At 71.0% G+C, this 24,130-nt stretch carries 21 protein-coding genes; 8 read left to right on the top strand and 13 right to left on the bottom strand.

Features of this window, described 5'->3' with window-relative positions; all coding sequences use genetic code 11:
• Window positions 1–17: 17 nt before the first annotated feature.
• Window positions 18–464: a hypothetical protein gene (locus J7E87_RS17020; RefSeq protein ID WP_215095177.1), complete on the bottom strand. Its 447-nt coding sequence runs from the start codon at window positions 462–464 to the stop codon at window positions 18–20.
• 173 nt (window positions 465–637) lie between these two features.
• Between J7E87_RS17020 and J7E87_RS17025 the strand changes: the two genes are divergently transcribed.
• Entirely contained in the window at window positions 638–2,020 is a 1,383-nt protein-coding gene (locus J7E87_RS17025; RefSeq protein ID WP_215094774.1) for an ABC transporter substrate-binding protein, read from the top strand.
• A 102-nt stretch (window positions 2,021–2,122) separates the two neighbouring features.
• Here the strand turns inward: J7E87_RS17025 and J7E87_RS17030 are convergent, their stop codons facing one another.
• Both J7E87_RS17030 and J7E87_RS17035 read right to left on the bottom strand, forming a co-directional pair.
• Window positions 2,123–3,922 (bottom strand): hypothetical protein, encoded by a 1,800-nt coding sequence (locus J7E87_RS17030; RefSeq protein ID WP_215094776.1) that lies wholly within the window; start codon window positions 3,920–3,922, stop codon window positions 2,123–2,125.
• A 255-nt stretch (window positions 3,923–4,177) separates the two neighbouring features.
• The gene (locus J7E87_RS17035; RefSeq protein ID WP_215094778.1) at window positions 4,178–5,560 is read right to left on the bottom strand and encodes a transcriptional regulator; all 1,383 of its coding nucleotides are present in this window, start codon (window positions 5,558–5,560) and stop codon (window positions 4,178–4,180) included.
• 279 nt (window positions 5,561–5,839) lie between these two features.
• Here J7E87_RS17035 and J7E87_RS17040 point away from each other — a divergent pair, with 279 nt between their 5' ends.
• From J7E87_RS17040 to J7E87_RS17060, 5 genes are all read left to right on the top strand, one after another.
• Window positions 5,840–6,496, top strand: coding sequence for a bifunctional DNA primase/polymerase (locus J7E87_RS17040; RefSeq protein ID WP_215095179.1), 657 nt, complete (start codon window positions 5,840–5,842; stop codon window positions 6,494–6,496).
• Window positions 6,497–6,556: 60 nt separating this feature from the next.
• A complete protein-coding gene (locus J7E87_RS17045) occupies window positions 6,557–7,378 on the top strand; it encodes an ABC transporter ATP-binding protein (protein WP_215094780.1) in 822 nt (273 codons plus the stop codon).
• Window positions 7,375–8,976: a transporter gene (locus J7E87_RS17050; RefSeq protein ID WP_308312958.1), complete on the top strand. Its 1,602-nt coding sequence runs from the start codon at window positions 7,375–7,377 to the stop codon at window positions 8,974–8,976. Before J7E87_RS17045 ends, J7E87_RS17050 begins: the two co-directional genes overlap by 4 nt.
• 63 nt (window positions 8,977–9,039) lie before the next feature.
• Window positions 9,040–9,882: a hypothetical protein gene (locus J7E87_RS17055; protein WP_215094782.1), complete on the top strand. Its 843-nt coding sequence runs from the start codon at window positions 9,040–9,042 to the stop codon at window positions 9,880–9,882.
• A gap of 556 nt (window positions 9,883–10,438) precedes the next feature.
• Complete coding sequence (locus J7E87_RS17060) at window positions 10,439–10,903, top strand: subtilase-type protease inhibitor (protein WP_215094784.1); 465 nt, start codon at window positions 10,439–10,441, stop codon at window positions 10,901–10,903.
• Window positions 10,904–11,374: 471 nt separating this feature from the next.
• Here the strand turns inward: J7E87_RS17060 and J7E87_RS17065 are convergent, their stop codons facing one another.
• Together J7E87_RS17065 and J7E87_RS17070 are read right to left on the bottom strand one after the other, a co-directional pair.
• The gene (locus J7E87_RS17065; RefSeq protein WP_215094786.1) at window positions 11,375–12,244 is read right to left on the bottom strand and encodes an alpha/beta fold hydrolase; all 870 of its coding nucleotides are present in this window, start codon (window positions 12,242–12,244) and stop codon (window positions 11,375–11,377) included.
• 631 nt (window positions 12,245–12,875) lie between these two features.
• Window positions 12,876–13,568 (bottom strand): metal-dependent transcriptional regulator, encoded by a 693-nt coding sequence (locus tag J7E87_RS17070; protein ID WP_215094788.1) that lies wholly within the window; start codon window positions 13,566–13,568, stop codon window positions 12,876–12,878.
• A 225-nt stretch (window positions 13,569–13,793) separates the two neighbouring features.
• On the opposite strand from J7E87_RS17070, the gene J7E87_RS17075 reads away from it, so the two are divergent.
• A complete protein-coding gene (locus J7E87_RS17075) occupies window positions 13,794–14,549 on the top strand; it encodes an SIS domain-containing protein (RefSeq protein WP_215094790.1) in 756 nt (251 codons plus the stop codon).
• A gap of 516 nt (window positions 14,550–15,065) precedes the next feature.
• Here the strand turns inward: J7E87_RS17075 and J7E87_RS17080 are convergent.
• Window positions 15,066–16,451: a PAS domain-containing protein gene (locus J7E87_RS17080; RefSeq protein ID WP_215094792.1), complete on the bottom strand. Its 1,386-nt coding sequence runs from the start codon at window positions 16,449–16,451 to the stop codon at window positions 15,066–15,068.
• Between the two features lie 480 nt (window positions 16,452–16,931).
• Window positions 16,932–17,555, bottom strand: coding sequence for a pyridoxamine 5'-phosphate oxidase (pdxH, locus tag J7E87_RS17085; RefSeq protein WP_251017592.1), 624 nt, complete (start codon window positions 17,553–17,555; stop codon window positions 16,932–16,934).
• 523 nt (window positions 17,556–18,078) lie between these two features.
• Between pdxH and J7E87_RS17090 the strand changes: the two genes are divergently transcribed.
• Window positions 18,079–19,179: a citrate synthase 2 gene (locus J7E87_RS17090; protein WP_215094796.1), complete on the top strand. Its 1,101-nt coding sequence runs from the start codon at window positions 18,079–18,081 to the stop codon at window positions 19,177–19,179.
• Window positions 19,180–19,251: 72 nt separating this feature from the next.
• Here the strand turns inward: J7E87_RS17090 and J7E87_RS17095 are convergent, their stop codons facing one another.
• The 6 genes from J7E87_RS17095 to J7E87_RS17120 all read right to left on the bottom strand — a co-directional run bounded on the left by J7E87_RS17095 (window position 19,252) and on the right by J7E87_RS17120 (window position 24,106).
• Entirely contained in the window at window positions 19,252–20,259 is a 1,008-nt protein-coding gene (locus J7E87_RS17095) for an isopenicillin N synthase family oxygenase (RefSeq protein WP_215094798.1), read from the bottom strand.
• A 265-nt stretch (window positions 20,260–20,524) separates the two neighbouring features.
• A complete protein-coding gene (locus tag J7E87_RS17100; protein WP_215094800.1) occupies window positions 20,525–20,923 on the bottom strand; it encodes a PIN domain-containing protein in 399 nt (132 codons plus the stop codon).
• A complete protein-coding gene (locus J7E87_RS17105) occupies window positions 20,920–21,171 on the bottom strand; it encodes a type II toxin-antitoxin system CcdA family antitoxin (protein ID WP_215094802.1) in 252 nt (83 codons plus the stop codon). The genes J7E87_RS17100 and J7E87_RS17105 overlap by 4 nt, the downstream gene beginning before the upstream one ends.
• Before the next feature lie 33 nt (window positions 21,172–21,204).
• A complete protein-coding gene (locus tag J7E87_RS17110; RefSeq protein ID WP_215094804.1) occupies window positions 21,205–21,783 on the bottom strand; it encodes a TetR/AcrR family transcriptional regulator in 579 nt (192 codons plus the stop codon).
• Entirely contained in the window at window positions 21,771–22,517 is a 747-nt protein-coding gene (locus J7E87_RS17115; protein WP_308312959.1) for an enoyl-CoA hydratase family protein, read from the bottom strand. Before J7E87_RS17115 ends, J7E87_RS17110 begins: the two co-directional genes overlap by 13 nt.
• On the bottom strand, window positions 22,514–24,106 hold the full coding sequence (locus J7E87_RS17120) for a 4-coumarate--CoA ligase family protein (protein ID WP_215094806.1): 1,593 nt from the start codon (window positions 24,104–24,106) through the stop codon (window positions 22,514–22,516). Before J7E87_RS17120 ends, J7E87_RS17115 begins: the two co-directional genes overlap by 4 nt.
• Window positions 24,107–24,130: the final 24 nt, after the last annotated feature.

Genomic DNA, 24,130 nt, shown 5'->3' on the forward strand with positions numbered 1-24,130 from the left:
CCGTCGGGGCCGGATCCTCAGGCGGACCGCGTCATGATGCGCAGCACATCGAGCGAGCGCGGCGCCGCGTCCGGATCCTCGCCGTCGCTCACCGCAAGGCGTACGTGCGCCTCGCGGGCGGCCCGTACCGCTTCCGGCCAGCCATGGTGTTCCAGATAGGCGGACACAGGAGCGTCCGCGCCGACCTGGTGCATGATCCGCAGGACGCGCAGGACGGCTACATCGACGAGGGCGGCCTCGCCCGAGTCGCGGAAGATCGTCCCGACGTACTTCTCGGCGGACCAGTTGTCCAGCCAGGTGTCCTCGACCAGGCGGTACACGGCGTCGGTGACGTCGCCGTACTCCTCGCGACCGGCCAGCCAGCACTCCTGGTGGAAGACCGGGTCGGAAAGCATGTGCAGCGCCGAGCGCACATTGCAGCGCCAGCGCCACCAGGGCATGTCATTTAGCGGCATGCCGCCCATGGTGGAGGAGCGACGGCCGCGCCGGGAAGAGGTGTCCGAACCTTGCTGCACGCCGTCGATCGTACGTTCCCCAATCGCGCGGCCGGACGTCCCCCCGGAATTCACCTTGCCGTCACCCTTTGTTGAACAATGGACACTACTCCGTTACCCCGGAAGCGGAAATGTGACTGTGCATGACCGGTTGGCGACGTTCCTCCTCCCCCCGCCCCTCAAGGACCGCTCGACTTCGTGCCGCATGTATGGCGACGGCGGCCGTCGCGGCCGGTGCGTCGCTGGTCACCGGCTGTGGCGTCTTCCCTGGGGGCCCGGGGGGCTCCAGGGAACCCGTCAAGGTGATGACCTTCGCCCCCGAGGAATCCCGGGCGACGAACATGCCCGGCATGCCGGCGATGGCGAAGGCGTACGCCCGCTGGGCCAAGGCGAACGGCGGCCTCGACGGGCACGAGCTGCGCATCATCTCCTGCAACGAGCAGAACACCTCGACCGGCGCCGCCGCGTGCGCCCGGCGGGCGGTCAAGGAGGGCGTGGCCGCGGTCGTCGGCTCGTACAGCCAGCACGGCGACGCCTTCATGGCGCCGCTGGAAGCCGCGGGCATCCCCTTCATCGGCGGCTACGGGATAACCGAGGAGGAGTTCACCAGCTACCTCTCCTACCCCGTCAACGGCGGCCAGGCAGCGCTCCTGGCCGGCAACGGCAGGCAGCTCGCGGACACCTGTGACCGGGTCTCGCTGGTGCGGCCCAACACCCTCGCGGGCGACGAACTGCCGGTGCTGCTCAACGCCGGCCTCGCGGAGGGCAGTCGGCGCAAGTCCGCGGACATCGTGGCGGCGGAGGACGCGACGGACTACACGGCGCAGGCCGAGCAGGCCCGCAGGAAGGCGGGGACCGGGTCGGGCTCCGGGGCAGCGTTTGGATCCAGCTCGGGTTCCGGGTCTGGTTCGGGTTCCGGTTCGGGGTCCGGGTCGGACGACCGCCCGGGATGCGTCACCGCCGCGCTCGGCGACCGTACCGAGACCTTCTTCGACTCCTTCCGGCGGCTGCCGGAGGACGGCCGGAAGATCCGGGTCTCCTCGGTCATGGGCTCCGTCGGCCAGCCCCTTATCGACCGCACCGGCGGCCGAAAAGGCCCGTTCGAGGGCGCCTACGTCACAGGCTGGTACCCGGACGCCGGCGACGAGCGCTGGGGCGAGATGGAGCGGGTGATCCGCGCCCACGCGTTCGGCGACAACCGCATCGACCCGGCCGACGCGGGCGTGCAGACCACCTGGATCGCGTACACCGTGCTGCGGACAGTCATCCAGTCGATCGACTCGGACGTCATCACGGCGGGGAAGATCGCGCACGCCCTGGACAGCGGGGTACGGGTGCCCACCGGCGGGCTGACTCCCGCCCTGCGCTGGGAGTACGAGGACATGCTCGGCACGCCCGGCTTCCCGCGGATCGTGAACCGCAGCGTGACGTTCCAAGTGGTGCGCGACGGGCGGCTGGTGGCCCAGAAGCAGGGCTTCGTGGACGTCAGCAAGACGCTGGCGTCCTCCGGGATCGCGTCCGGCTGACGCCGCGCTTCCGGCGCCCGGGATCGCGTCCGGCCGACCCCGCGCTTCCGGCTTCCGGCTTCCGGCTTCCGGCTTCCGGGCACGGGTACCAGCCGGGGCCCCCTAAAGCTGCTCGCTGCGCCGCTCGGTGAGGCCGTACTTTCCGGCGATGGAGTTCCACAGCCCGGAGGCTTCCTTCTTCGCCTTGGTCGCATCGCCGCTGGCGCGCTCGGCCTGGGCGGTCTGTCCCGTACTGCGCGCCCGGCCGTCCTTGCAGCCCTTCTTGCCCTTGACCTGCTGGGCCCAGGCCGCGTAATGGTCGTCCGCCGATGCGGACGCCTGCCAGGCCTTGGTGAGCGACGCGGTCAGCTGGGCGTGGCTGGGCAGCTTGTCCACGGTGAGCCCACCCAGGCGGGTCACCAGACCGCGACGCTGCTGCGCTGCCCCGCTCAGATCAGTGGCCGCCTGGTCCAGGTTCTGGCACCGCTTGATGTTCTCCACCGAGCGGATGACCGCGGCGCGGCTGTTGTTGCTGTCGGCGAGAAGCTTGTCGAGCGCCTCGGCCTGCGACTTGGCGGGGTCGTCGGCGGCCTTGGGGTCGCTGCTGGGGGCGTCGGAGGTGGCGGCCACGTTCTTGCCGGCGCCGGGGTCGCTCTTCTCGTCCCCGCCGAACATGACGGCGCTGACGCCGAGCCCGAGGACGGCACAGCCGACGACGACGGCCGCGATGACGGGCACATGCGAGGACTTACGCCGCCGGGACTCGCGCTCGGGCCCCTGCGGCGCCTGCGGCTGCTGGTACTGCTGTTGCTGGTACTGCTGTTGCTGATACTGCTGTTGCTGATACTGCTGCTGACGCGGCGGCCGGCCGCCCGCGTGCGGGGCCTCGAACTGGGGCAACTGCTGCGTGGCGCCCGGGGCTTGGGCGGCGGGCGCGTCCGTACGGAAGAGGCTGTCGAACTCCGCGGGCGGCTGCCGGTCTTCGGGAGCCCCCGGCCGGATCCCGAAGGGCGCGGCGGCGGGCGCGGGCGGCACGGGCGCGATGTACTGCGTGGCGTCGGCGTCGGGCCCCGGGACGGACGCCTGCGCGGGAACGGCCCCGAGGAACTGCGTCGACTCGGCGGGAGTCTCGGGCGGCATCGCTCCGGGCGCGACGGGAGGGATGTACTGCGTGGCGTCGGAGTCCCCCATGGGGACGGCCTGCGGGGGCAGGGCCTGAGGGGGCAGGGCCTGAGGCAGCGGCTGCGAGCCGTACCCGCTCTGAGACGCCTGTCCCTGCGACTGCCCGCCATAGGCGTCCTGCGGGGCCTGTCCCTGCGAGTGCCCGTCGTAGGCGGCGTGGGACGCCCGCCCTTGCGGGGGAAGCGGCTGCGAGCCGTACCCGCCCTGCGGCGCCTGTCCCTGCCGCGGCGCGTCATAGGCGTCCTGCGGGACCTGTCCCTGCGACTGCCCGTCGTAGGCGGCGTGGTTCCCCCGCCCTTGCGGGGGAAGCGGCTGAGAGCCGTACCCGCCCTGCGGCGCGTCATAGGCGTCCTGCGGCGCCTGTCCCTGCTGCTGCCCGTACCCCGACTGCGCGTCATATCCCGACTGCGCCGGCGGCAGCGCGCCGTACCCGCCCGGAGCCGGCGGCAGCGCGCCGTACCCGCCCTGCGGCGGCAGCGGCTGGCCGCCGTACCCAGCCTGCGGGGCCTCACCCCAGCCGCGCTGCGCGACCGGCCCACCGTCAGCCGGCGGCCCGGGCCGGCCCGGCTGCTGCTCCGGTCCCCACGGCTCACCCCACGGCTGCCCGCCCGCCGGAGCCACCTGGGCGTCGGAGACGCCTGGAATCCAGGGCTCGCTTCCGTCGGCGGGCAGCACGACGCCTTCGTGCGCGGGCCGCGCAGCAGGCTGCTGCTGCTCGTCACCCTGTCCGCTTTGCGTCACCGGGACTCCTACGTGTGGACCTATGGAATCGTCGGCCCACGCTACCGGGTACGTCAGGGGCTCCGCACACACGTGTGGTAGCAGTAACAAGAAGCCCCCCTGCGACGCTGTTTACTGGTCCGCGTCAAATGGTCCGCGTCAATGGTCCGGGCCGGTTCGGGCTGGTGGTCCGCGTACGAGGACCGCGTACAAGAAGATGAGCGACGAAAGAGGTTCGGGGCCGAAGCCTCCCGGCCGCAGCCCCCGAGCCGCCCTCTATGCCGCCTGGAGCTCCAGCCGCGCCCCGAATTCCCGCACCGCCGACTCCTCCCCGTACGGCTCGAGCCGCTGCTGAAGGTCTTCCAGATACTCCGCGCCCCGGCTCGAGCGCAGCGTCCCCAGCAGTTCCACCGCGCGCGTGCCCGTGTGGCAGGCCTGTTCCACCTCGCGCTGCTGGACCTGGGCGGTGGCCAGCAGGACGAGACCGATCGCCCGGCGCCTGGCCCTCGACTCCGGGTGGCCGTCCAGCGCGTGCGACGCGTGGTGCGCCGCCGCCTCCGCCTGACCGAGGTCCCGGTAGCAGTGCGCCAGCTCGTCCGCCAGATAAGCGTGGTCGAAGTGGGCGATCCACACCGGGTCGTCCCCCGCCGACGGCTCGGCCCGCTCCAGCGCGGCGACCGCCTTGCCGGCCACCTCGTTGCAGGTGCGGGAGTCTCCGAGCAGGGCGTGCCCGCGCGCCTCCGCCGCTAAGAACATCGCCTCGGCACGCGGGGTGACCTGTCCCCGCGCTCCTTCCTGGGCGGCGCGCGCCAGCTGGGCGATCTCCCGGGGGTTCCCCAGCTGCGCCGCGAGGTGGCTCATGGAGGCCGCCAGCACATACCCGCCGTAACCGCGGTCGCCCGCCGCCTGGGCCAGCCGCAGCGCCTGGATGTAGTAGCGCTGGGCGAGCCCGGGCTGACCGGTGTCGACCGCCATATACCCGGCGAGTTCCGTCAGCCGGGCGACCGCCGCGAACAGTTCGCGGCCGACCGATTCGCGGTACGAACCCGAAAGGAGGCCCGACACCACGCTGTTCAGGTAGTGGACGACGACCGGACGGACGTGCCCGCTGCCGAAGCGGTGGTCCAGCTCGGTCAGGGCCGTCGTCATCGCCCGTACGGCTTCGACGTCCGAGACGCCGACCCGCGCCCCTGCCGTACGCGCCACCTGCGTGTCCGCGCCGGTGATCAGCCAGTCGCGGCTCGGCTCGACCAGCGCGGACGCGGCGACCGCCGACCCGGAAAGGAAGTCGCGTCGGCCCACATCGCTGCGCCACAGCTCGCAGACCTGCTCGATCGCGCCGAGCACGGTCGGCGAGAACTGCAGGCCGACGCCCGACGCCAGGTTCTTGCCGTTCGCCATGCCGATTTCGTCGATCGTGACCGTACGGCCGAGTTTGCGGCCGAGCGCCTCCGCGATGATTCCCGGCGCCCGGCCGCGCGGCTGCTGCCCGCGCAGCCAGCGCGCCACCGATGTCTTGTCGTAGCGCAGGTCCAACCCCCGTTCCGCGCCGACCATGTTGACTCGACGGGCGAGGCCGGCGTTGGAACACCCGGCTTCCTGGATGAGCGCCTGCAACCGTTCGTTCGGTTGTCGGGCGACGAGAGGCCTGGCTGCCATGACTACCCCCTGAGGCCGCGGTGATCCATGAAGTGATCACTGCCCGGCTGATATACGGAGAATGCAGACTTGGAGCGAGTTCGTCGGTTTTTCCCGGGAATCGGCGTGACCCCCTGCGAGTGGCTACCCGCCCGCCGCCGTCCGGCCCCATGCGCGCCCCCACCCGTGCACCCGTGCGCCCCGCGTGCAGGATCGATGCTTCGAGCCCCGCCACGAGACGCCCCGTAACCCAAGGTGACGGCGGTAGTTGAGTGTGTCGTGGAAGAGACGACCGGACTCATGGAAGCCGCCCAGATCCCCCAGCAGCGAGGTGAGCAGCAGCTGGACCATGCCGTGCGGTACGCGGAGGAGCGGCACTGGGACGTGTTCCCCGGCACCTGGCTGGAGGCGGTGGACGGCCAAGAACGCTGCTCGTGCGGCGACATCGCGTGCGCCTCGCCCGGCGCCCACCCGGCCAGGCCGGACTGGGCGAACCAGGCGACCGGGAGCGCGACCGCGGCCCGCAGGCTCTGGTCGAAGCAGCCGAAGGCGTCGATCCTGCTGCCGACCGGCCGTACCTTCGACGCCATCGACGTCCCCGAGTCCGCGGGCTTCCTGGCGTTGGCGCGGATGGAGCGGATGAACCTCCCTCTCGGTCCGGTCACCTGCACCCCCGATCGGCGGATGCTCTTCTTCGTACTGCCGGGAGCCGCCCTCAAGGTCCCCGATCTGATCCGCACCCTGGGCTGGGCGCCGAGCTCCATCGATCTGATCGCGCGCGGCCAGGGCCACTACGTCGCGGCCCCGCCGACCCGCATCGGCGGAAACGGCGCGGTGCAGTGGGCACGCCGCCCCACCACCGCCAACCGGTGGCTGCCGGACGCGGACGAGTTGATCAGCCCGCTGGCATACGCATGCGGGCGGGAGGCGGCAGCCGAACGAGCACGCCGTAGATAGGGCGTGCCTACATAAGGTGGACCCGTACAGACACGGGGACACCGAAAGGCAGGGGGCACCATGCCGGACCAGGCAATTGGAGCCACAGAGGCGGGCGGAGCGCGCACAGCGCCGCCCGCCGTTCGCGTCGAGGGGCTGTGGAAGCGGTTCGGCGATCAGATAGCGGTCGCCGGCATCGATCTGACCCTCCCCGCCGGCAAGTTCATCGGCCTGGTCGGGCCGAACGGCGCGGGCAAGACGACGACGTTGTCGATGGTGACGGGCCTGCTCCGCCCGGATCAGGGGCGGGTGGAGGTGTCGGGCCAGGATGTGTGGCGCGACCCGGTCGAGGTGAAGTCCCGGATAGGCGTGCTGCCTGAGGGTCTGCGCCTCTTCGAGCGCCTCTCCGGCCGCGAACTGCTCGCATACAGCGGGCGGCTGCGGGGCCTGCCGGGCGCCGAGGTCGACATGCGCGCCGCGCAGCTTCTGGACGTACTGGACCTGGCGGGCGCGCAGCACAAGCTGGTCGTCGACTACTCGACGGGTATGCGGAAGAAGATCGGCCTTGCGGCCGCTCTGCTGCACAACCCCGAAGTGCTGTTCCTGGACGAGCCGTTCGAGGGAGTCGACCCGGTGTCGGCGCAGACGATCCGCGGCGTCCTCGAGCGGTACACCGCATCGGGCGCGACGGTCGTCTTCTCCAGCCATGTGATGGAACTGGTGGAGTCGTTGTGCGACTGGGTGGCGGTGATGGCCGCGGGCCGCATCCGCGCGCAGGGCCCGCTGGCGGACGTACGGGGCGACGCGCCGTCGCTGCAGAGCGCGTTCCTGGAGCTGGTGGGGGCCAACGGCCGGGATGCCGGTCATTCGCTGGACTGGCTCGGCGGCGGTGGAGCACGGTGAACACCGCTTCCCTGGCCCCTATTTTCATCACGCTCAAGCTGTCGCTGCTGCGCAACGGACTGCGGCAGTCGTCCGGCCGCAGAGCCGCATACATCTCGTCCGTCGTCGTTGCGCTGCTCTTCGCGGCGCTCCAGCTCATCGGTCTGATCGCGCTGCGCGGCAACGATCACGCGGCGTCGGTGGTGGTGTTGCTGACGGCGGTGCTGGCACTCGGCTGGGCGGTGATGCCGCTGTTCTTCCCCAGCGGTGACGAGACGCTGGATCCGACCCGTCTGGTGATGCTGCCGCTGCGGCCCGAGCCTCTTGTACGGGCGCTGCTCGCCGCATCCCTCGTGGGCATCGGCCCGCTGTTCACGCTGTGCCTGGCGGTGGGCTCGGCGATCGCGCTGGCGCACGGGACGGCCGGGGCTCTGGTCTCCGTCCTCGCCGTCGCGCTCACCCTGCTGGTGTGCGTGGCACTGGCGCGGGCGGTCGCGGCGGCGAACATCCGCCTGCTGACCTCGCGCAAGGGCCGCGACCTGGCGGTGCTCAGCGGTCTGGTGATCGCGGTGGGCATCCAGGTGGTCAACTTCGGCGCACAGAGGATCGGGGACGCGGGCGGCCTCTCGGCGCTGGACCCGGTGGCGGGGATCGTACGGTGGCTGCCGCCGGCGTCCGCGATCGGCGCGGTGGACTCGGCGAGCGAGGGCTCGTACGGGGTCGCGGCAGGGCAGTTGGCCCTGTCGGCCGTGGCCCTGTTCGCTCTGCTGTGGTCCTGGCAGCGCAGTCTGACGAAGCTGATGACGACCCCGGACGGCTCGACCCTGGCCGCGGCGTCGGAGCCGACCCGCAAGGAGTCCTCTCTGTCGTCCCGCTTCCACCAGCTGCTGCCCGAGGGGCGTACGGGCACGGTGATGCGGCGGAGCCTGCGCTATGTGTGGCGCGACCCGAAGACGAAGGCGGCGTGGGTGACAGCGCTGGCGATCGGCCTGATCGTGCCGCTGTTCAACGCGCTGCAGGGCACGGGCTCGGTCTACTTCGCCTGCTTCGCGGCGGGGATGCTCGGCATCCAGATGTACAACCAGTTCGGCCAGGACACCTCCGCGTTCTGGATGGTGGCGCTGACGATCTCGTCCACGAAGGACGCGTACACGGAACTGCGCGCCCGTGCCCTGGCGTTGCTGGTGATCACGCTCCCGTACACGGCCCTGGTCTGCTCCCTCACCGCGGCCGTGCTCGGCGACTGGAAAGCTCTGCCGGAGGTGCTCGGCCTCTCCTTCGCGCTGTTGGGCGCGATGCTGGCGACGGGGGCAGTGGCGTCGGCCCGATTCCCGTACTCGATCCCGCAGGACAGCGCGTACAAGAACGTCGCCCCGGGGCAGGGTGGGCTCGCCTGGATCTCGATCTTCGGCGGGATGGTGTCGGCGGCGGCGCTGTGCGCCCCCGTGATCGTCCTGACGATCTGGCTGCATGCCTCCAACTCCCAGTCGGCGCTGTGGCTGCTGCTGCCGGTGGGCGCTGCGTACGGCGTGCTGATCGGATGGGCGGGGGTACGGGTGGCGGCGCCGCAGACGGCGGAAAGGCTGCCGGAGATTCTGGCGGCGGTCAGCAAGGGGTAGGGCTGGTGGCGGGGGTGACTGCGCCGCAACCCCCGGCCGCGGCCGTGAAGTAGCGTGATCGCCATGTCGACGCCGCCCCCGAACCCGTATACGCAGCCGCAGTATCCGCAACAGCAGCACCCGCAGTACCCGCAGTACCCGCAGTACCCGCAGCAGGGATACGCGCCTCAGCCCCAGTACCAGCAGCCGTACCCAGGTCGGGGCGGCCAGGGCGGCCCTGCGTACGGGTGGGGCGCGCCGCCGCCCCCGCCGCCGCAGAAGAACCAGGGTCCGAAGATCGCGCTCATCACGCTGGCGTGCATAGCGGGTGTATTCGCATTGTCCTGGTTCGGGAACAACGTCGTCGGTGGCGGAGGCGGAGGCAGCAGCAGCAGTGGGAGCTTCCCTGCGGCGGAGTACCAACTGACGCTGCCCCAGTCGCTGCTCGACGGAAAGTACAAGCTGACCGGGGACCTGTCCGACAAGGGCCAGGACGGGCTGGCCGGCACGAGCGAGGCCAACATGCGCGATGCCAAGGCCGTCGTGGCGCAGTACACCTCCCAGTCGGAGACCGGGGCCCTGGTCATCTCGGGCGGGTACGGCCGCATCAAGGACCCGGACGAGGCCCGCACCAAGATCCTGAAGGGCGCCGGGGAGTCGGACGGGTCAACCATCGCCGTACCCGCCAAGGACTTCACTCCGGCCGGATCGGAAGTGACCATCTCCTGCCAGGTGCTGACGACGGAGCAGACCGGCGGCGGAACGACCACCCTCCCGATGTGCGCCTGGGCCGACGACAACACGAACGCGGCGGTCGCCCTGACCAACGCCCGGATCGCGAAGCAGACCCCGGAGGAAGTCGACCTCAAGGCGGTCGCGGAGGCGACGCTGAAGGTCCGCGAGGAGACGCGTAAGCCCATCAACTGACGGCCTGCGTCAGGTCAGGGCATGCTGACGGACCATACGTCCTCATGCCCTGGCCAGTAGTCGTGATCGCCCGCGTACGACGGCATGCGGGTGCGTTTCCAGTTGGCGGCCCGCGCAAGCCTCGTCGGCATCCGCGTCCGCGAGAGCGACGCCCCCTCCGCAGCACTCATCACCGCCTCCACACAACTCCGCGCCCTCAGGGCAGCCATCGAGGCGACTTCCATTGATTAGCACGCGTATACGTTCCGTTCTCACAGACGTATCGCACCGCGCCGCCCACACCCCTCGTCGAGCGATGCTTTCCAGTCGAAGCTGCTCACCCGAACGCACTACCGTCCGGGCATTCATGCAGCTCAGACGATAGTTTTCTATTGCACAACCGGTGATCGTCCACATGCTGGACCCCTCCCCACACCCGCTCCGAGCTGCCCGAACGACCATTCGGTAGACATCACTGCAACGTGCGCGGCCGGAAAGTGGTGATCAATGTGCACTCACTGTCCGCATACGCAAGACTCCCGACCGCAATCACCCCCCGAGTGAAGGAGTTTCACACATGCGTTACATCCTCAACACAGTCGCCGCGACCGCCACGGCCGCCGCCCTCCTGCTGACCGGCACCGCCGCCGCGGGCGCCGCGCAGGCCCAGCCCACGCAAGCCACCCAGCCCGCCCAGGCGAAGAGCCTGTACTCCCCCTCCGCCCTCGTACTCACCATCGGCAAGGGCGAAGACGCCGCGACCGCCACTGTCGACCGCGCCGTAACCCTGAACTGCGCTCCCCGCCCCGACGGCACCCACCCCATGCCCGCGGCCGCGTGTATGGAACTGCGGATCGTCGACGGCGAGTTCGCCGCGCTTGCCGATACGTCGTCGACGAAGACCTGCACCCGCCAGTGGGCCCCCGTCGTGGTCACCGCCCAGGGCGTGTGGCAGGGCAAGCGGGTCGCATGGTCGGCCACGTTCGGCAACGAGTGCGAGATGGAAGGCCGCCTGGCCCAGGGCGCGGTCTTCGCCTTCTGAGCCCGCCCTGCATCACGCCTGACGCATAACTCAACGTTCCACGAGGCCGGTAGCGCACCCCCGCAGAAGACGCACACGAAGTCGCCCTCCCACACGACGTTGGCCTCCCCGCATCCAGCGCAAAGCCGGAAGGCGACCTCGTTCGTGAAACCGTCAGGACGACCGAGCCCCACCCGATCCAGCGCCCCGGCGACAGCCGGCCAGGAGTCGAGGTCCGGGCAATAGCCGGTCGGCCGGGTTGCCGTCCTCGCTGATCGCCCAGCCGTTGCCGCCGCGGCTGAAGGCGATCACTCCCCCGCTCCGAGCACGAACCCACCCCCGGCACAGGCGACATGCGCGATGCGCCGCGGCGCGAGCCGCGGTTCTCCGCCGACCTCACCGCGGCCGGCTCAAAACGACGGGGCTGCCGGGGTGGTCCGAGGGCCGCTGGTGCCCCGCGCGATCAGCTCAAGCGCCTATTCGGCGCCGAAGTCAGGGTGTCAGCACGCCGTCCAGAAATGGCTCGATCGCTGTTCGCCACCCCTCCGGCTGGTCGTAGTGCACCAGATGGCCCGCGTCCGCCACCTCCGCGTACTCGCCCCGCGGCAGGACCCTGACCATCTCCTGAGCCTCGGCGCGGCCCAACTCCCCGTCCAGGCCTCGCACCACTAGGGTCGGGCACTGGACTTGGGCCAGTTCCTCCCAGTGGGGGTCGTGAACCCACGTCTGGCGGGAGGTCAGCATCTGGCGACGGGAGAACACCGGGCGCCAGCCGTCGGCCCGTTCAGCCATTGCTTCTGCGAAGAATTCGCCACGGGATGGGCTGGGGCGCTCGACCCACGGATCGTCCTCGCCGAACCACTTCCGAACATCGGCCAGCGTCGCAAACGGGACCGGCCAGGAGCGGAACCAGTCCTCCCACTCGCGCTGCGAGGCCGCCCCCAGAGCCGAGGCGCGCATATCGCAGATGATCAGGGCCTGGACCAGGTCCGGGCGCTTGGCGGCCAGTTGCCATGCGGTGAGCGCGCCCATCGAGTGGCCGATCAGGGTCACCGGGGCGAGGCCCAGCTGCTCGATCGCGGCCTCGGCGTCGGCTACGTACGCCTCGCGGGTGAACGGACCCTCGGCCGGCTTGTCGCTGCGGCCGTGACCGCGCTGGTCAAGGGCGACCGCCCGGTGACGCTCCGCCAGCCAGCGGGCTGTGGACGCCCAGTGCGAGGCACGGCCCATCAGTCCATGAAGCAATAAGACCCCGGGCGCGGGGGCGTGTACAGCTTCGCCCGGCCCCTTGGGTGGATCTGCGAACTCCCAGGCAGCCAGGCGTACGCCGTCGGCTCCGGTTACGTCGATGCGCCGCACCATGTGGCCTGGCACCCCCTTCTCTCCCCCGGTGATCGAGACCGCGCCGAGCCCCTGTCGAGCTCGTGTCGAGTACCGCCAGACTATCGAACCTTTATTCGAAAATGCGCTTCTGGCGCGGAACACCCCTCGTTCGAGTGACCACGTCCAAGGATTGACAACCGTGGCCGGGGGGAGATTTTCAGCGGGAGGCGGGCCGCTCGGGGAAGACGGTCCGTGGGGATTGACCCTGGGAGCTCGGGGCTCCGGGTCAGCACAGGGGAGGACAGGCCCCGGCGCCGTTGGGCGCCGGGGCCCTCCTGTGTGCACGGGGCGCCGTGCATGCCCTGGGCATACGGAGCTTGCTCGGCATGCGAGGCGGCCCGCCGGGCGTACGGGACCCGCCGGGCGTGAAGGGCATGCAGGGCACACCAGGCGCGCGGGACCCATTGGGCGTAGGGAGCACGCTGGGCGTACGGAATGCGCTGGGCGCGGTTCGCTGCGCGCGGAGCGTACGACGGGCGCATCACCCTGTTCCCTCCCCGGCCGTCGGGTCATACCTCAGCCACAGCGTGGCACGCGATTCGCCCGGGCGCTGCCATTCCGGACAGAAATCGACTACCGGCTGACAGAAAGCGAGGTGGCGGTTACCCGGCTACTGCTTGGCCACGAAGACATGAGACGCCACATCCGCCTGCAACTCCGCCGCCTCGCCGCTGCTGCCCACCAGCACCCCGCCCGCCGACTCCGTCACGCTCACCACCGAGCCGGGCTGCACGCCCGCCCGCCGCAGTGTGTACATCAGCTGGGCGTCCGTCTGGATCGGCTCTCCGATACGCCTTACGACCACGGTCTTGCCGTCCACGCCCGGATCCAGGTCCGCCAGCGACACCATGCCGTCGTCCAGGAACGGGTCGGCCTCCGCCTTCTCGCCCAGCTCTTCCAGGCCCGGGATCGGGTTGCCGTACGGCGACTCCGTGGGGTGGCGCAGCAGTTCCAGCACGCGCCGCTCCACCGCCTCGCTCATCACATGCTCCCAGCGACATGCCTCCGCGTGGACCTGCTCCCACTCCAGGCCGATCACGTCGACGAGCAGACACTCGGCGAGGCGGTGCTTGCGCATCACGCGCGTCGCCAGCCGCCGGCCCTCGTCGGTCAGCTCCAGGTGGCGGTCGCCTGCGACCGTCACCAAGCCGTCCCGTTCCATACGGGCCACGGTCTGGCTGACCGTCGGGCCGCTCTGGTCGAGTCGCTCGGCGATTCGGGCCCGCATGGGCACCACACCTTCCTCTTCCAGCTCGAGGATGGTGCGGAGATACATCTCCGTCGTGTCGATCAGTCCGGACATACGTGCCCCTCGATGAGATCGTGCGCTGCGGCCCCGACTCAATTCTGACGCATCCCACTGACAAGCGTGCCGTGCCGGGGAAAGCCTGTCGGAGAGCCTGTATTGACAGGGCAATGGTCCAGACCGCAACGTGATCCGCGACACGGGTATTCCCGCCGAGTGCCAGGTTGTCGTTCCCCGCGTTGCCCGCGTACGCATCCATCCATCCTCCAGAAGGGCTCGGCGATGAGCGAGAGCAAGCTGGCCGGTCAGTTCTTCGACGCCGCGATCGGTCTGCTGCAGCGCGTACGGGACGAGGAGTCGGCGAACATCGCGGCCGCCGGGGCCACGATCGCCGACGCCGTCGCGGCGGGCGGGCGGCTCTTCGCCTTCGGCGCCGGGCACTCATCGCTCGCCGCGCAGGACGTCGTCTACCGGGCCGGCGGCCTCGCCCTGATGAACCTGCTAGCCGTCCCCGGCGTCGTGGGCGTCGACGTCAGGCCGGCCACGCTCGGCTCCGCGCTGGAGCGGGTGAACGGGCTCGCGGGGGCGGTCCTCGACTCCAGCCCGGCCAGGTCCGGCGACGTACTGGTGATCATCTCGCTGTCGGGGCGGAACGCGCTGCCGGTGGAGATGGCGATGAACGCGCGGGCGCTCGGGCTCAAGGTCATCGGCGTGACGTCGGTGGCGTACGCCCAGGAGACGAAGTCCCGGCATGTGTCCGGCACGTTCCTCAAGGACCACTGCGACATCGTGCTCGATTCGAAGATCGCGGTGGGGGACGCTGAGCTGACGCACGAGGGGATCGAGGCGCCGTTCGCGCCGGCGTCGACGGTCGTGACGAGCGCGCTGATGCAGGCGACGGTGGCGGCGGCGGCGGAGCGGTTGGTGGAGCGGGGAATCGAGCCGCCCCTGCTGAGGTCGGGGAATGTGGATGGGGGGCACGAGTGGAATGGGCGTGTGATGAGTGAGTACGGGGACCGGATCTTCTTCCACCACTAGTTCCCCACCCCGCCCCTGCCCGGCTGTATCGATTTGCGGCTCCGCCGCGTGGGAGGGGGCGGACCCCTCCCACTGCACCACCACCCACGCCTCGGGGTGACCGGGTCTGTGGCATCGCTTCGGGGAGGGGCCGTGCAGGGTCGTCCCCGCAGGGGATCGGCGGCCGGACCCAGTGACCAATACGAACCCCGTTTCGCCGCCGACCGCGAGGAGTCAAGCCCGGAGGGGCCCGGAACCCCCGCACCTCAGGACTCGGGGTGACCGGGTCCAAGGCATGCCCCCGGGGAGGGGCCGTGCAGGGCCGTCCCCGCAGGGGATCGGCGGCCGAACCCAGTGATCAACACGAACCCCGTTTCGCCGCCGACCCCGAGGAGTCAAGCCCGGAGGGGCCCCGGAACCCGCACCCCACGCCACCGGGCAACCCCAGGCCCGCACCGCGGACCGCCCGCACCCCACGCCACCGGGCAACCAACAACCCGCACCCCCCCACGCGGCAGCGACCCGCCCCGCAGGCCCTCACTCCCTCCGCGTCACCGCCGCCAGGTCAAGCGCCGACGCCGTCAGAACCGCCATGCTCTCCGCGTATATCGCGTCCGGGCGTTCGAACGGTGGGCGGCTTGCTCCGCGCAGGAATGTCACCACGCCCAGCGTCCGGCCCCTGCTCCGCAGCACCGTGCACAGCGCGTGCACCGCGTCCCGGGGCCACTGACGCTCCGCCGCCCAGTCGCCGGCCGGCGCATTCTTGGGCGCGCTCGCGCGCACCGAGCCGTTGCGGTCGGCGGCCTGGAGCGCCGGGTGGCCCGATGGGTAGCGCGCCGGGATGCCGCCGCCCGCCACCGGGACGCACGGCCCCGGCGCGCCCGACGGTGTCGACGCCGCGCGGATCAGGCGTATGCCGTCCGGTTCCGCCAGGTCGATCAGCGCATGGTCCGCGAAGCCCGCCAGCGCGAAGTCCAGATACGCCGCCGCCGCCTCCATCGAGTCCTCGCACTCCGCGGCGGCCCGCCCCGCCCGGTGCAGCTGGCTCGACCGGAAGCGCAGCCGGTCCGCCTCCTGTTCGGCCAGCTTCGACTCGGTCACGTCGTGGAACAGCCACCCCACCCCGAGCGGCACCGGCTCCTCCGCCAGCGGTGAGGCCAGCCGCAGGAACCCGCTGCGCCAGCATCGCCGCCGCTCTCCCTCGGCCGTGCTCAGCGTCACCCACAACTCCACGAGCCCCCGCGGCGCACCCTCCGCCAGCACATGGTGGAGCGCGCCCTCCAGTTCCTCGACGCCCTGGACGACCAGCTCACCGAGCGGCCGCCCCAGCGGAGACGTACGCCCCGCGCCGAGCGCGCGCGACGCATAGCTGTTGACGACGGTCGGCCGCAGGTCCACGTCGACCAGGACAACACCCCAGGACGCGTCCTCGAACAGCGCCTCGCTGAGCGCGATCGACCGCTCGAGGTCGATCTGGGCATGCACCTCGCTGAAGGCGCAGTACACCCCCGCCGGCTCGCCGTCCGCGCCGAGCACCCGCGCCGACTGGGTCCGTACGAGAACCCGCCCGCCGTCCTTGCGCAGCAGGGCGAACTCGTGGACCTGACGCCCCGGCGCGTCCATCGCGGCCATCAGCCGCCCCTGCACATCCTCGGCGTCGGCGGTCCGCACCGCCCACCCGGCGAACCCGCGCCGCCCCACGGCCTCCTCGGACGACCACCCGAGAATCCGCTCGGCCTCGCGGTTCCAGTGCGTGATCCTGCCGTCGGCGTCGAACGCACAGAGCGCGGCGTCCATCCCGTCCAGCAACGCGGCAAGCAGCTCCGACCCCGGAACCGTCACGGGCCCCACCGCACCCTTGCCCCCGGGCGCGGGCTCGTCAGGCCCGAGCGCATTGGTGGTCTCACTCCTGGAAGCACTCATCCCGGACCCCCTGCAGGACGCCTCCGCGCACGCTGATGCACGTCAGATCATTCAACTGGAACGTGACGCAGGACACATAAGTTTCCGCAAAATCTTTGTACCCGCGAATAATCCGGTTGATCCTCGGTCTGCCGGTTCCTAAGGTGTGGGCCACACGGTGAAAGGAGGTGATCCGGAAGTGAAGTCATTTCGGATGCGTGAGGTGACTGCGGGCTGACGGCCCGTCGTCGCACTCTGTGTGCAGCCGACTGACCGTCGGCCGAAATTCCAAGCAGTCACCGACCCGCGGGCTCGCCGGCACATCCGGCCGGCTCCTCTCCGGAGGAACCAGAGCCCGCGGGTTTCTGCGTTTGCGAGCCCGGACCTCCCCGGCCAGAGGTCCCACCGGGCGTTTCCCCACCAGGCGTTTCCCCGCCAGGCGTTTCCCCGCCAGGCGTTTCCCGCCTGGCAGGCGCTACGGCCGAAGCGGGACGGCAGCTCTCAGGGTGAGAGGCGCTCGACCAGCCAGCCCGACTCCGTACGGACATACCGGAGCCGGTCGTGCAGCCGGTTCTCGTGGCCCTGCCAGAACTCCATCGTCTGCGGATCGATCCGGTAGCCGCCCCACTCCGGCGGCGCGGGGACCTGCTCCCCCTCCGGGTAGCGGGTCGCCAACTCCTCGTATCTGCACAGCAGTTCGTCGCGCGAAGCGATCACCGCCGACTGCTCGCTCGCCCATGCGCCGAGCTGCGACCCATGCGGACGGCTGCGGAAGTACGCGGCGGTCTCGTCCCGTCCGATACGGGACGCGACGCCCGTCACGATGACCTGGCGGGCCAGCGGATGCCAGGGGAAGAGCAGCGAGATGTACGGATTGGCGGCGAGCTCGCGGCCCTTGCGGGAGTCGTAGTTGGTGTAGAAGACGAAGCCGCGCGCGTCGAACTGCTTCAGCAGCACGGTGCGCGAGGACGGGCGTCCTTCGGGAGTGGCGGTGGAGACGATCATGGCGTTCGGCTCGTGCAGACCGCCGGACGCGGCGTCCCTGAACCAGCGGGCGAACTGGTCCATGGGGTCGGCGGCCAGATCCGTCTCCAGGAGGGGGGTGGAGCGGTACTGCTCCCGCATGACGGCAGGGTCGTGCGAGGCGGCTTCAGGATCCGGGATGGCAGCTTCCGGGTCCGGAACAGCGGCTTCCGCGCCGGCTTCGAGGTCCGGGACAGCGGCTCCGGAGGCGGCGGGATCCGGGACGGGGCCGGCGGGGGCAGCCGGGTCGGGGACGGCGGCGGGGTCCGGGACGACGCGTCCCAGCGCGGCGAGATCGTGGTCGGTCACGGGGCCATCCTGCCGCAGAGGCCGAGTTTGCCCGGCACGGAGTGCCGTTAATCCTGCCGGCCCGAAATGGGGCAGTGTGCCGGATGTCACGCTTCCCCGCATCAGCCGGACCGGCCAAAATCTTGGGTCGGGGCTCTGTGCCCTCCCTACAGCAGGGGATATCGTGCCTGCCTCCCGGCGGTCGGGTGACCACCAGCCGCACGGGGCATCACCGGGGTGGCCGATCCGCACCGACCGCCCGACACCGACCCGCACAGACCCACGCCGACCCCCAGGCCGACCCACGCCTGTCGCACACATCTCGAGGAGCCGCCTGATGTCCGACTTCGTACCTGGACTCGAAGGAGTCGTCGCGTTCGAAACGGAGATCGCCGAACCCGACAAGGAAGGCGGGTCGCTCCGTTACCGAGGCGTCGACATCGAGGATCTGGTGGGGCACGTCTCCTTCGGGAACGTATGGGGGCTGCTGGTCGACGGCGCCTTCAATCCCGGCCTGCCGGCCGCCGAGCCCTTCCCGATTCCCGTGCACTCCGGCGACATCCGCGTCGATGTGCAGTCCGCGCTGGCGATGCTCGCGCCGGTGTGGGGTCTGAAACCGTTGCTGGACATCGACGAGGCGGAAGCCCGCGACGATCTTGCGCGGGCGGCCGTCATGGCGCTTTCGTACGTGGCGCAGAGTGCGCGCGGCCAGGGGTTGCCGATGGTCCCGCAGAAGGAGATCGACAAGGCGCAGTCCGTCGTCGAGCGATTCATGATCCGCTGGCGCGGGGAGCCTGACCCGCGGCACGTCAAGGCCGTCGACGCGTACTGGACCTCGGCCGCCGAGCACGGCATGAACGCCTCCACGTTCACCGCGCGCGTCATCGCGTCCACCGGCGCGGATGTCGCCGCCGCGCTGTCCGGCGCGGTCGGCGCGATGTCGGGGCCGCTGCACGGCGGGGCGCCCTCCCGCGTCCTCGGCATGATCGAGGAGATCGAGCGGACCGGGGACGCGACGGCGTACGTCAAGCGGGCCCTCGACAACGGCGAGCGGCTGATGGGCTTCGGGCACCGGGTCTACCGCGCCGAGGACCCGCGGGCGCGCGTCCTTCGGCGTACGGCCAAGGAGCTGGACGCGCCGCGCTTCGAGGTCGCGGAGGCGCTGGAGAAGGCCGCGCTCGAGGAGCTGCACAACCGTCGCCCGGACCGGGTGCTGGCGACGAACGTGGAGTTCTGGGCAGCGATCATGCTGGACTTCGCCGAGGTCCCGGCGCACATGTTCACCTCGATGTTCACCTGCGCCCGTACGGCGGGCTGGTCGGCGCACATCCTGGAGCAGAAGCGGACGGGCCGGCTGGTGCGGCCGTCCGCGCGATACATCGGTCCCGGTACGCGCAACCCGCGCGAGATCGTGGGCTACGAGGACATCGCCGACTGAGCCGTTCCATCCGTTACGGCGCCATACCCCTGCTCGGGCGGATCCGGGCGAGGGTGCGGCGCCGTACGCGTGTCACGCGGCGATGAGCAGGTCCCGGTGGTGGCGGGCGGCGACCTGGGGGTGGGCCCGCAGCCAGCCCTTGAGCTCGTTGCGGCCGTACTCGGCGAAGAGCGGGTTGGCCGGGTCGGTGGTGACACCGGGGGCGCCCGCCGCGTGCGGGAAGGGCAGCGGTGCTATCCGGGCGTCGAGCCGCGGGTTGTAGAAGAACGGCATGGAGTAGCGCTCGGTGGCCCCGGGCGGGCTGACCACACGGTGGTTGGTGGCCAGCAGATAGCCGTTGGTGGCGACTTCGAGGAGCTCGCCGAGGTTGACGACGAAGGCTCCGGGAATCGGCGGCACCTCGTGGAAGAGCCCGTCGGCGCGCTGGACCTGGAGGCCGCCTATCTCGTCCTGGTGGAGCAGGGTGAGGAAGCCGTAGTCCTTGTGGGCGCCGACGCCCTGGTCACTGCCGTCGCCGGCGCTGCCCGGGTAGCGGACCAGCTTGAGGTGCAGATGGGGGCGGTCGGCGAAGATCTCGTCGTAGAAGTCCCGTGGCGCGCCGATGGCGGCGAGCAGCTCGTGCAGCAGCTTGTCCGCGACACCGCTGAGCCGGTCGATCCAGCCGAGTGCGGCGGTACGCAGGGCGGGCAGGGCGGCGGGCCACTGATTGGGGCCCTCCAGCCACCAGTAGCCGGGCTCGTCCGGCGCGGGCACGTGGGCGGGGCGCTCGGCGCCGATGTCGAGCTGGTCGCGCCAGTCGCGGCTGCCACCGGTGCGTTCGTCGCCGGTGCGGGTGTAGCCGCGGAAGTGGGGCGAGTTGAGGTTGGACACGGCGAGCCGGTCGGCCTCGGGAAGCGCGAAGAAAGCCCGCATGGCACCGGTGAGGGCGGCGGTCTCGGCCTCGCTGACGCCGTGGCCGGTGAGCTGGAAGAAGCCGACGTCATGGGCGGCGCTGTGGAGCTGCGCATGCAGCAGCGCGCGGGCCTGGGGGCCGCTGTCGGCTGCGGCGAGGTCGATGACGGGGAGCTGCAAGTACGACATGTGTACGTCCGCTGTGGTGAGCCCCGGTCGCCGCGCCCGATGATGACCGGGTACGCGTACCGCCGGCTGCCGCCGGGGTGGGGCGGGACCGGGGGACCGGGTGGGATGGAGAGGGGGGCTGGGTCAGGCGGAAGGCCGACAGCCCATGCTCGTGACGCGGACGAAGTCCACGTGACGGCGGCGTACGAGCAGAAGCATGCGCCCAGAGTACTGCGGGGCGCGCGGGATACGGATGGCCCGGGTCACAGGCGGCTCGGGCGGCAGTTCAGACACCCACGAGCCGGACTCGTCCGCCGCACAGCCTGGCCATGTCATCGAGGTCGGACGTCAGCATCACCACCGGCCCGGGCTGGCGCAACGCCATCTCCGCGACGGTGGCGTCAATGGCGTACTTGTGTCCGTGCAGTCCGGTGTCCTTGAGCAGCCGGACCGCCGCCTTCGCGGACTCCTCGGTGACGGGCTCCACCTGCACCTGCGACAGAGCCCACTGAAGCCGAGGCAGGTTCACGCGGGCGTGCATCACCTCGACGATGGTGTTGGCGCAGACGACGAACTCGGTGCCGCCCTTATCGATTGCTCTGAGGATCGCCATGATTTTTCGGTCCTGTGCAATCCAGGCAGACAACCCCTCGGAGTCCAGGACAAGGGTCTCGGGGAGACTCAAGCTGCCCTCTCCGCCGTGCTGTCGGGACCAAGCGCCTCGGCAATCCTGGCGCGCGCTTCCGCCAGCTCCTCCTCGGTAAAGGCGCCGCGCTCCTCCTCGTAGCGCCGGAACTCCGCATCGCGCAGCTGGTGCCTTATCCGGCGGGCCACTGCTTCGGCCACGTAGGCGGACACGTTGTCCGTCAGCTTCTTCAGCTCCTCCACGTCAGCGGTGGGGAGGGTCACCGTGATACGCGTCGTCTCGGCCATGCGGCAAGCATACTGCAGGTATGCAGCTTCTGGTCAGCCCAGCGCCTCGTCCAGCAGCCCTGCCCATTGGGCCACCACCCTGTCCCGGCGCGCGGCGTCGTCCGTGAGGAGGTTGGCCAGGCCCAGGCCGCGGGCCATGTCCAGCAGTCCCTGGACCGTCTCCCGTACGCCTGGCCGTGACTCGTCCGCGTTCAGCAGCTGGACCGCGATCCGGTGGGTGTCGCGGCCCACCCTCGCCTCCAGCTCCGTCACCCGCGACCGCAGTTGCTCCTCGTTGGACGCGGCCACCCACAGCTGCAGCGCCGCCCGGAACAGCGGCCCCGTGTAGAGGTCCACCAGCGCCGCCACGACCGCCGTGCGGTCCTGCGTCGGGAGCGCGCGCAGCGCCTGTGAGCGCTCCTCCGCGACGTACTCCACGGCCGCCGTGAACAGGTCCTCCCTGGTCGGGAAGTGGTGCTGCGCCGCACCCCGCGAGACTCCGGCCCGCTCGGCGACCGCCGAGACGGTGGAGCCCGCCCAGCCTTGCTCGGCGAGGCAGGCCACTGCGGCTGCCAGCAGCCGCTGCCGGGTCGCCCGGCTGCGGTCCTGCTTCGGAGCGGTCACAACACCCACGCGGGGTCCCGCCGTTCGACGAAGGCCGTCATCCCCTCGCGCGCCTCCGCGGACGCGAAGAGCGACGCCGAGCGCTGCACCAGGTCCTCGGCGTCCCGGTCGAATGCCTCGATGACCCGGGCCGCGAGCAGCTCCTTCGCCGCCGCCAGCCCCTGCGGCGACGCCCCCCGCAGCCCGGCGAGCACCGGGGCGAGCGCCTCGTCCACATCGTCCGCGGCGAGCGTGAGCAGCCCGGCCCGTACCGCCTCCGCCGCGTCGAAGCGCTCCCCGGTGAGGTAGTAGCGCTCGGCCGCGCGGGGGTCCATCCGCGGCAGCAGGGGCAGCGAGATGACGGCCGGCGCGACCCCGATGCGTACCTCCGTGAACGCGAAGTCGGCCCCCGTGGACGCGGCCGCGATGTCGCAGGCGCCGAGCAGGCCGAGGCCACCGGCCCGTACATGTCCGCTCACGCGGGCCACCACCGGTTTGGGGAGCGTGACGATCTGCCGCAGCAGGCCGACGAAGGTGTACGGATTGGGCGGGGCCTTCAGATCCGCGCCCGCGCTGAACGTGGACCCGGTGTGGGTGAGGACGACGGCCCGTACGGACTCGTCCTTGGCGCAGGCCGCCAGCGCCTCGCCGAGCTCGCCGACGAGCCGCGCCGACAGGGCGTTGCGGTTCGCCGGCGAGTCCAGCGTCAAAGTGGTGATGCCGCGCTCGTGCGCGGTGGCCAGCAGCGTCGGGCGTTTCGTCACGTGGTCTCCCTGTCCCGGTCCCTCAGTTCACGCCTGAGGATCTTCCCCGAGGCGGCACGCGGCACCCCGCCGATGAATTCGACGCGCCGGATCTTCTTGTACGGCGCCACGCGCCCCGCGGCAAAGGCTATGACGTCGTCCTCGGTGAGGTCCTCGGCGGCCGGCTGCCGTACGACGTACGCCTTCGGTATCTCGTTCCCGTCCGCGTCGTACACGCCGATCACCGCCGCGTCCGCGATGCCTTCGTGCGTGAGCAGCAACGCCTCCAGCTCGGCAGGGGCGACCTGGAAACCCTTGTACTTGATCAGCTCCTTGACCCGGTCGACCACGAACAGCCAGCCGTCGGCGTCGACGCGCCCGACATCGCCGGTGTGCACCCAGCCGTCGGCGTCGATCATGTCGGCGGTCGCGTCGGGCCGGCCGAGGTAGCCCTTCATCACCTGCGGGCCGCGGATCGCGATCTCGCCGACCTCGCCGACGCCGACGTCCTTGCCGGGGTCGTCGAGGGAGACGAGCCGCATCTCGGTCGAGGCGATGAGCTTGCCGACGGTGCCCGGCGGCGGGTTCTGGGCGCCCAGCGGCACGACATGGGTGCCGGGCGAGAGTTCGGTCATGCCGTACGCCTGGCCTATGGGCGGGAGCCCGAGCCGCTGGGAGCAGGCCGCGGCCAGTTCGGCGTCCAGCGGGGCGGCCGAGCAGATGATGTGCTCCAGCGAGGACAGGTCGTACCGCGCGACGGCCGGGTGCTTGGCCAGGGCGAGGACGATCGGCGGCGCGACGTACAGGCAGTTGATGCGGTGCTTCTCGATCGCCGCGAGGAAGGTGTCGAGCTCGAAGCGGGGCAGCACGACGACGGTGGCGCCGTGCCGCAGCGGAGCGTTCATCAGGGCGGTGAGGCCGTATATGTGGAAGAACGGCAGCACCGCCAGGATGCGGTCGCCCGGGCCCATCGGTATCAGCGGGCGGAGCTGGGCGAGGTTGGTGGCGATGGAGCGGTGCGTGAGCATCACGCCCTTGGGGACGCCGGTGGTGCCGGAGGAGTAGGGCAGGGCCGCTATGTCCTTGGACGGGTCGATGGCGACGTCCGGCTCGGGTGCGTCCCGGCCGAGCATGTCGAGGATGCTCACATGCCCGTCGGCGCGGTCGCAGACGAAGATCTCCTCGATGCCCGCGACCAGCTCGGCGGCCCTGCGGGCGAATTCGAGCAGCGGTGAGACGGTGACGATCCAGCGGGCGGAGGAGTCGCGGAGCTGCTTCGCGAACTCCTCCGCGGTGGCGAGCGGATGGACGGTGGTGACGGTGGCGCCGGCGCGGGTGGCGCCGTAGAAGACGGCGGGGTACGCCACGGTGTTGGGGCTGTGCAGGGCGAGGACGTCGCCCTTGCGCAGTCCCGCGGCTGCGAGCGAGGCGGCGATCCGCCGGTGGAACAGGTCGAGCTGCGCGTATGTGACGGTGGTGCCGTTCACGCCGTCGACCAGGGCGTTCGTGTCGCCGAACTCGGCGGCGCGGCCGAGCACCGCGTCGTGGATCGGCTCGGTGACGGCCGGGACATCCGCGTACTCGCTGCGAAACACACTCTGAAACACCATGACGGCCCCCTCGCTGTGTGGACG

It is taken from the genome of Streptomyces sp. ISL-1 (assembly GCF_018614585.1).
Lineage (GTDB): Bacteria > Actinomycetota > Actinomycetes > Streptomycetales > Streptomycetaceae > Streptomyces > Streptomyces maoxianensis.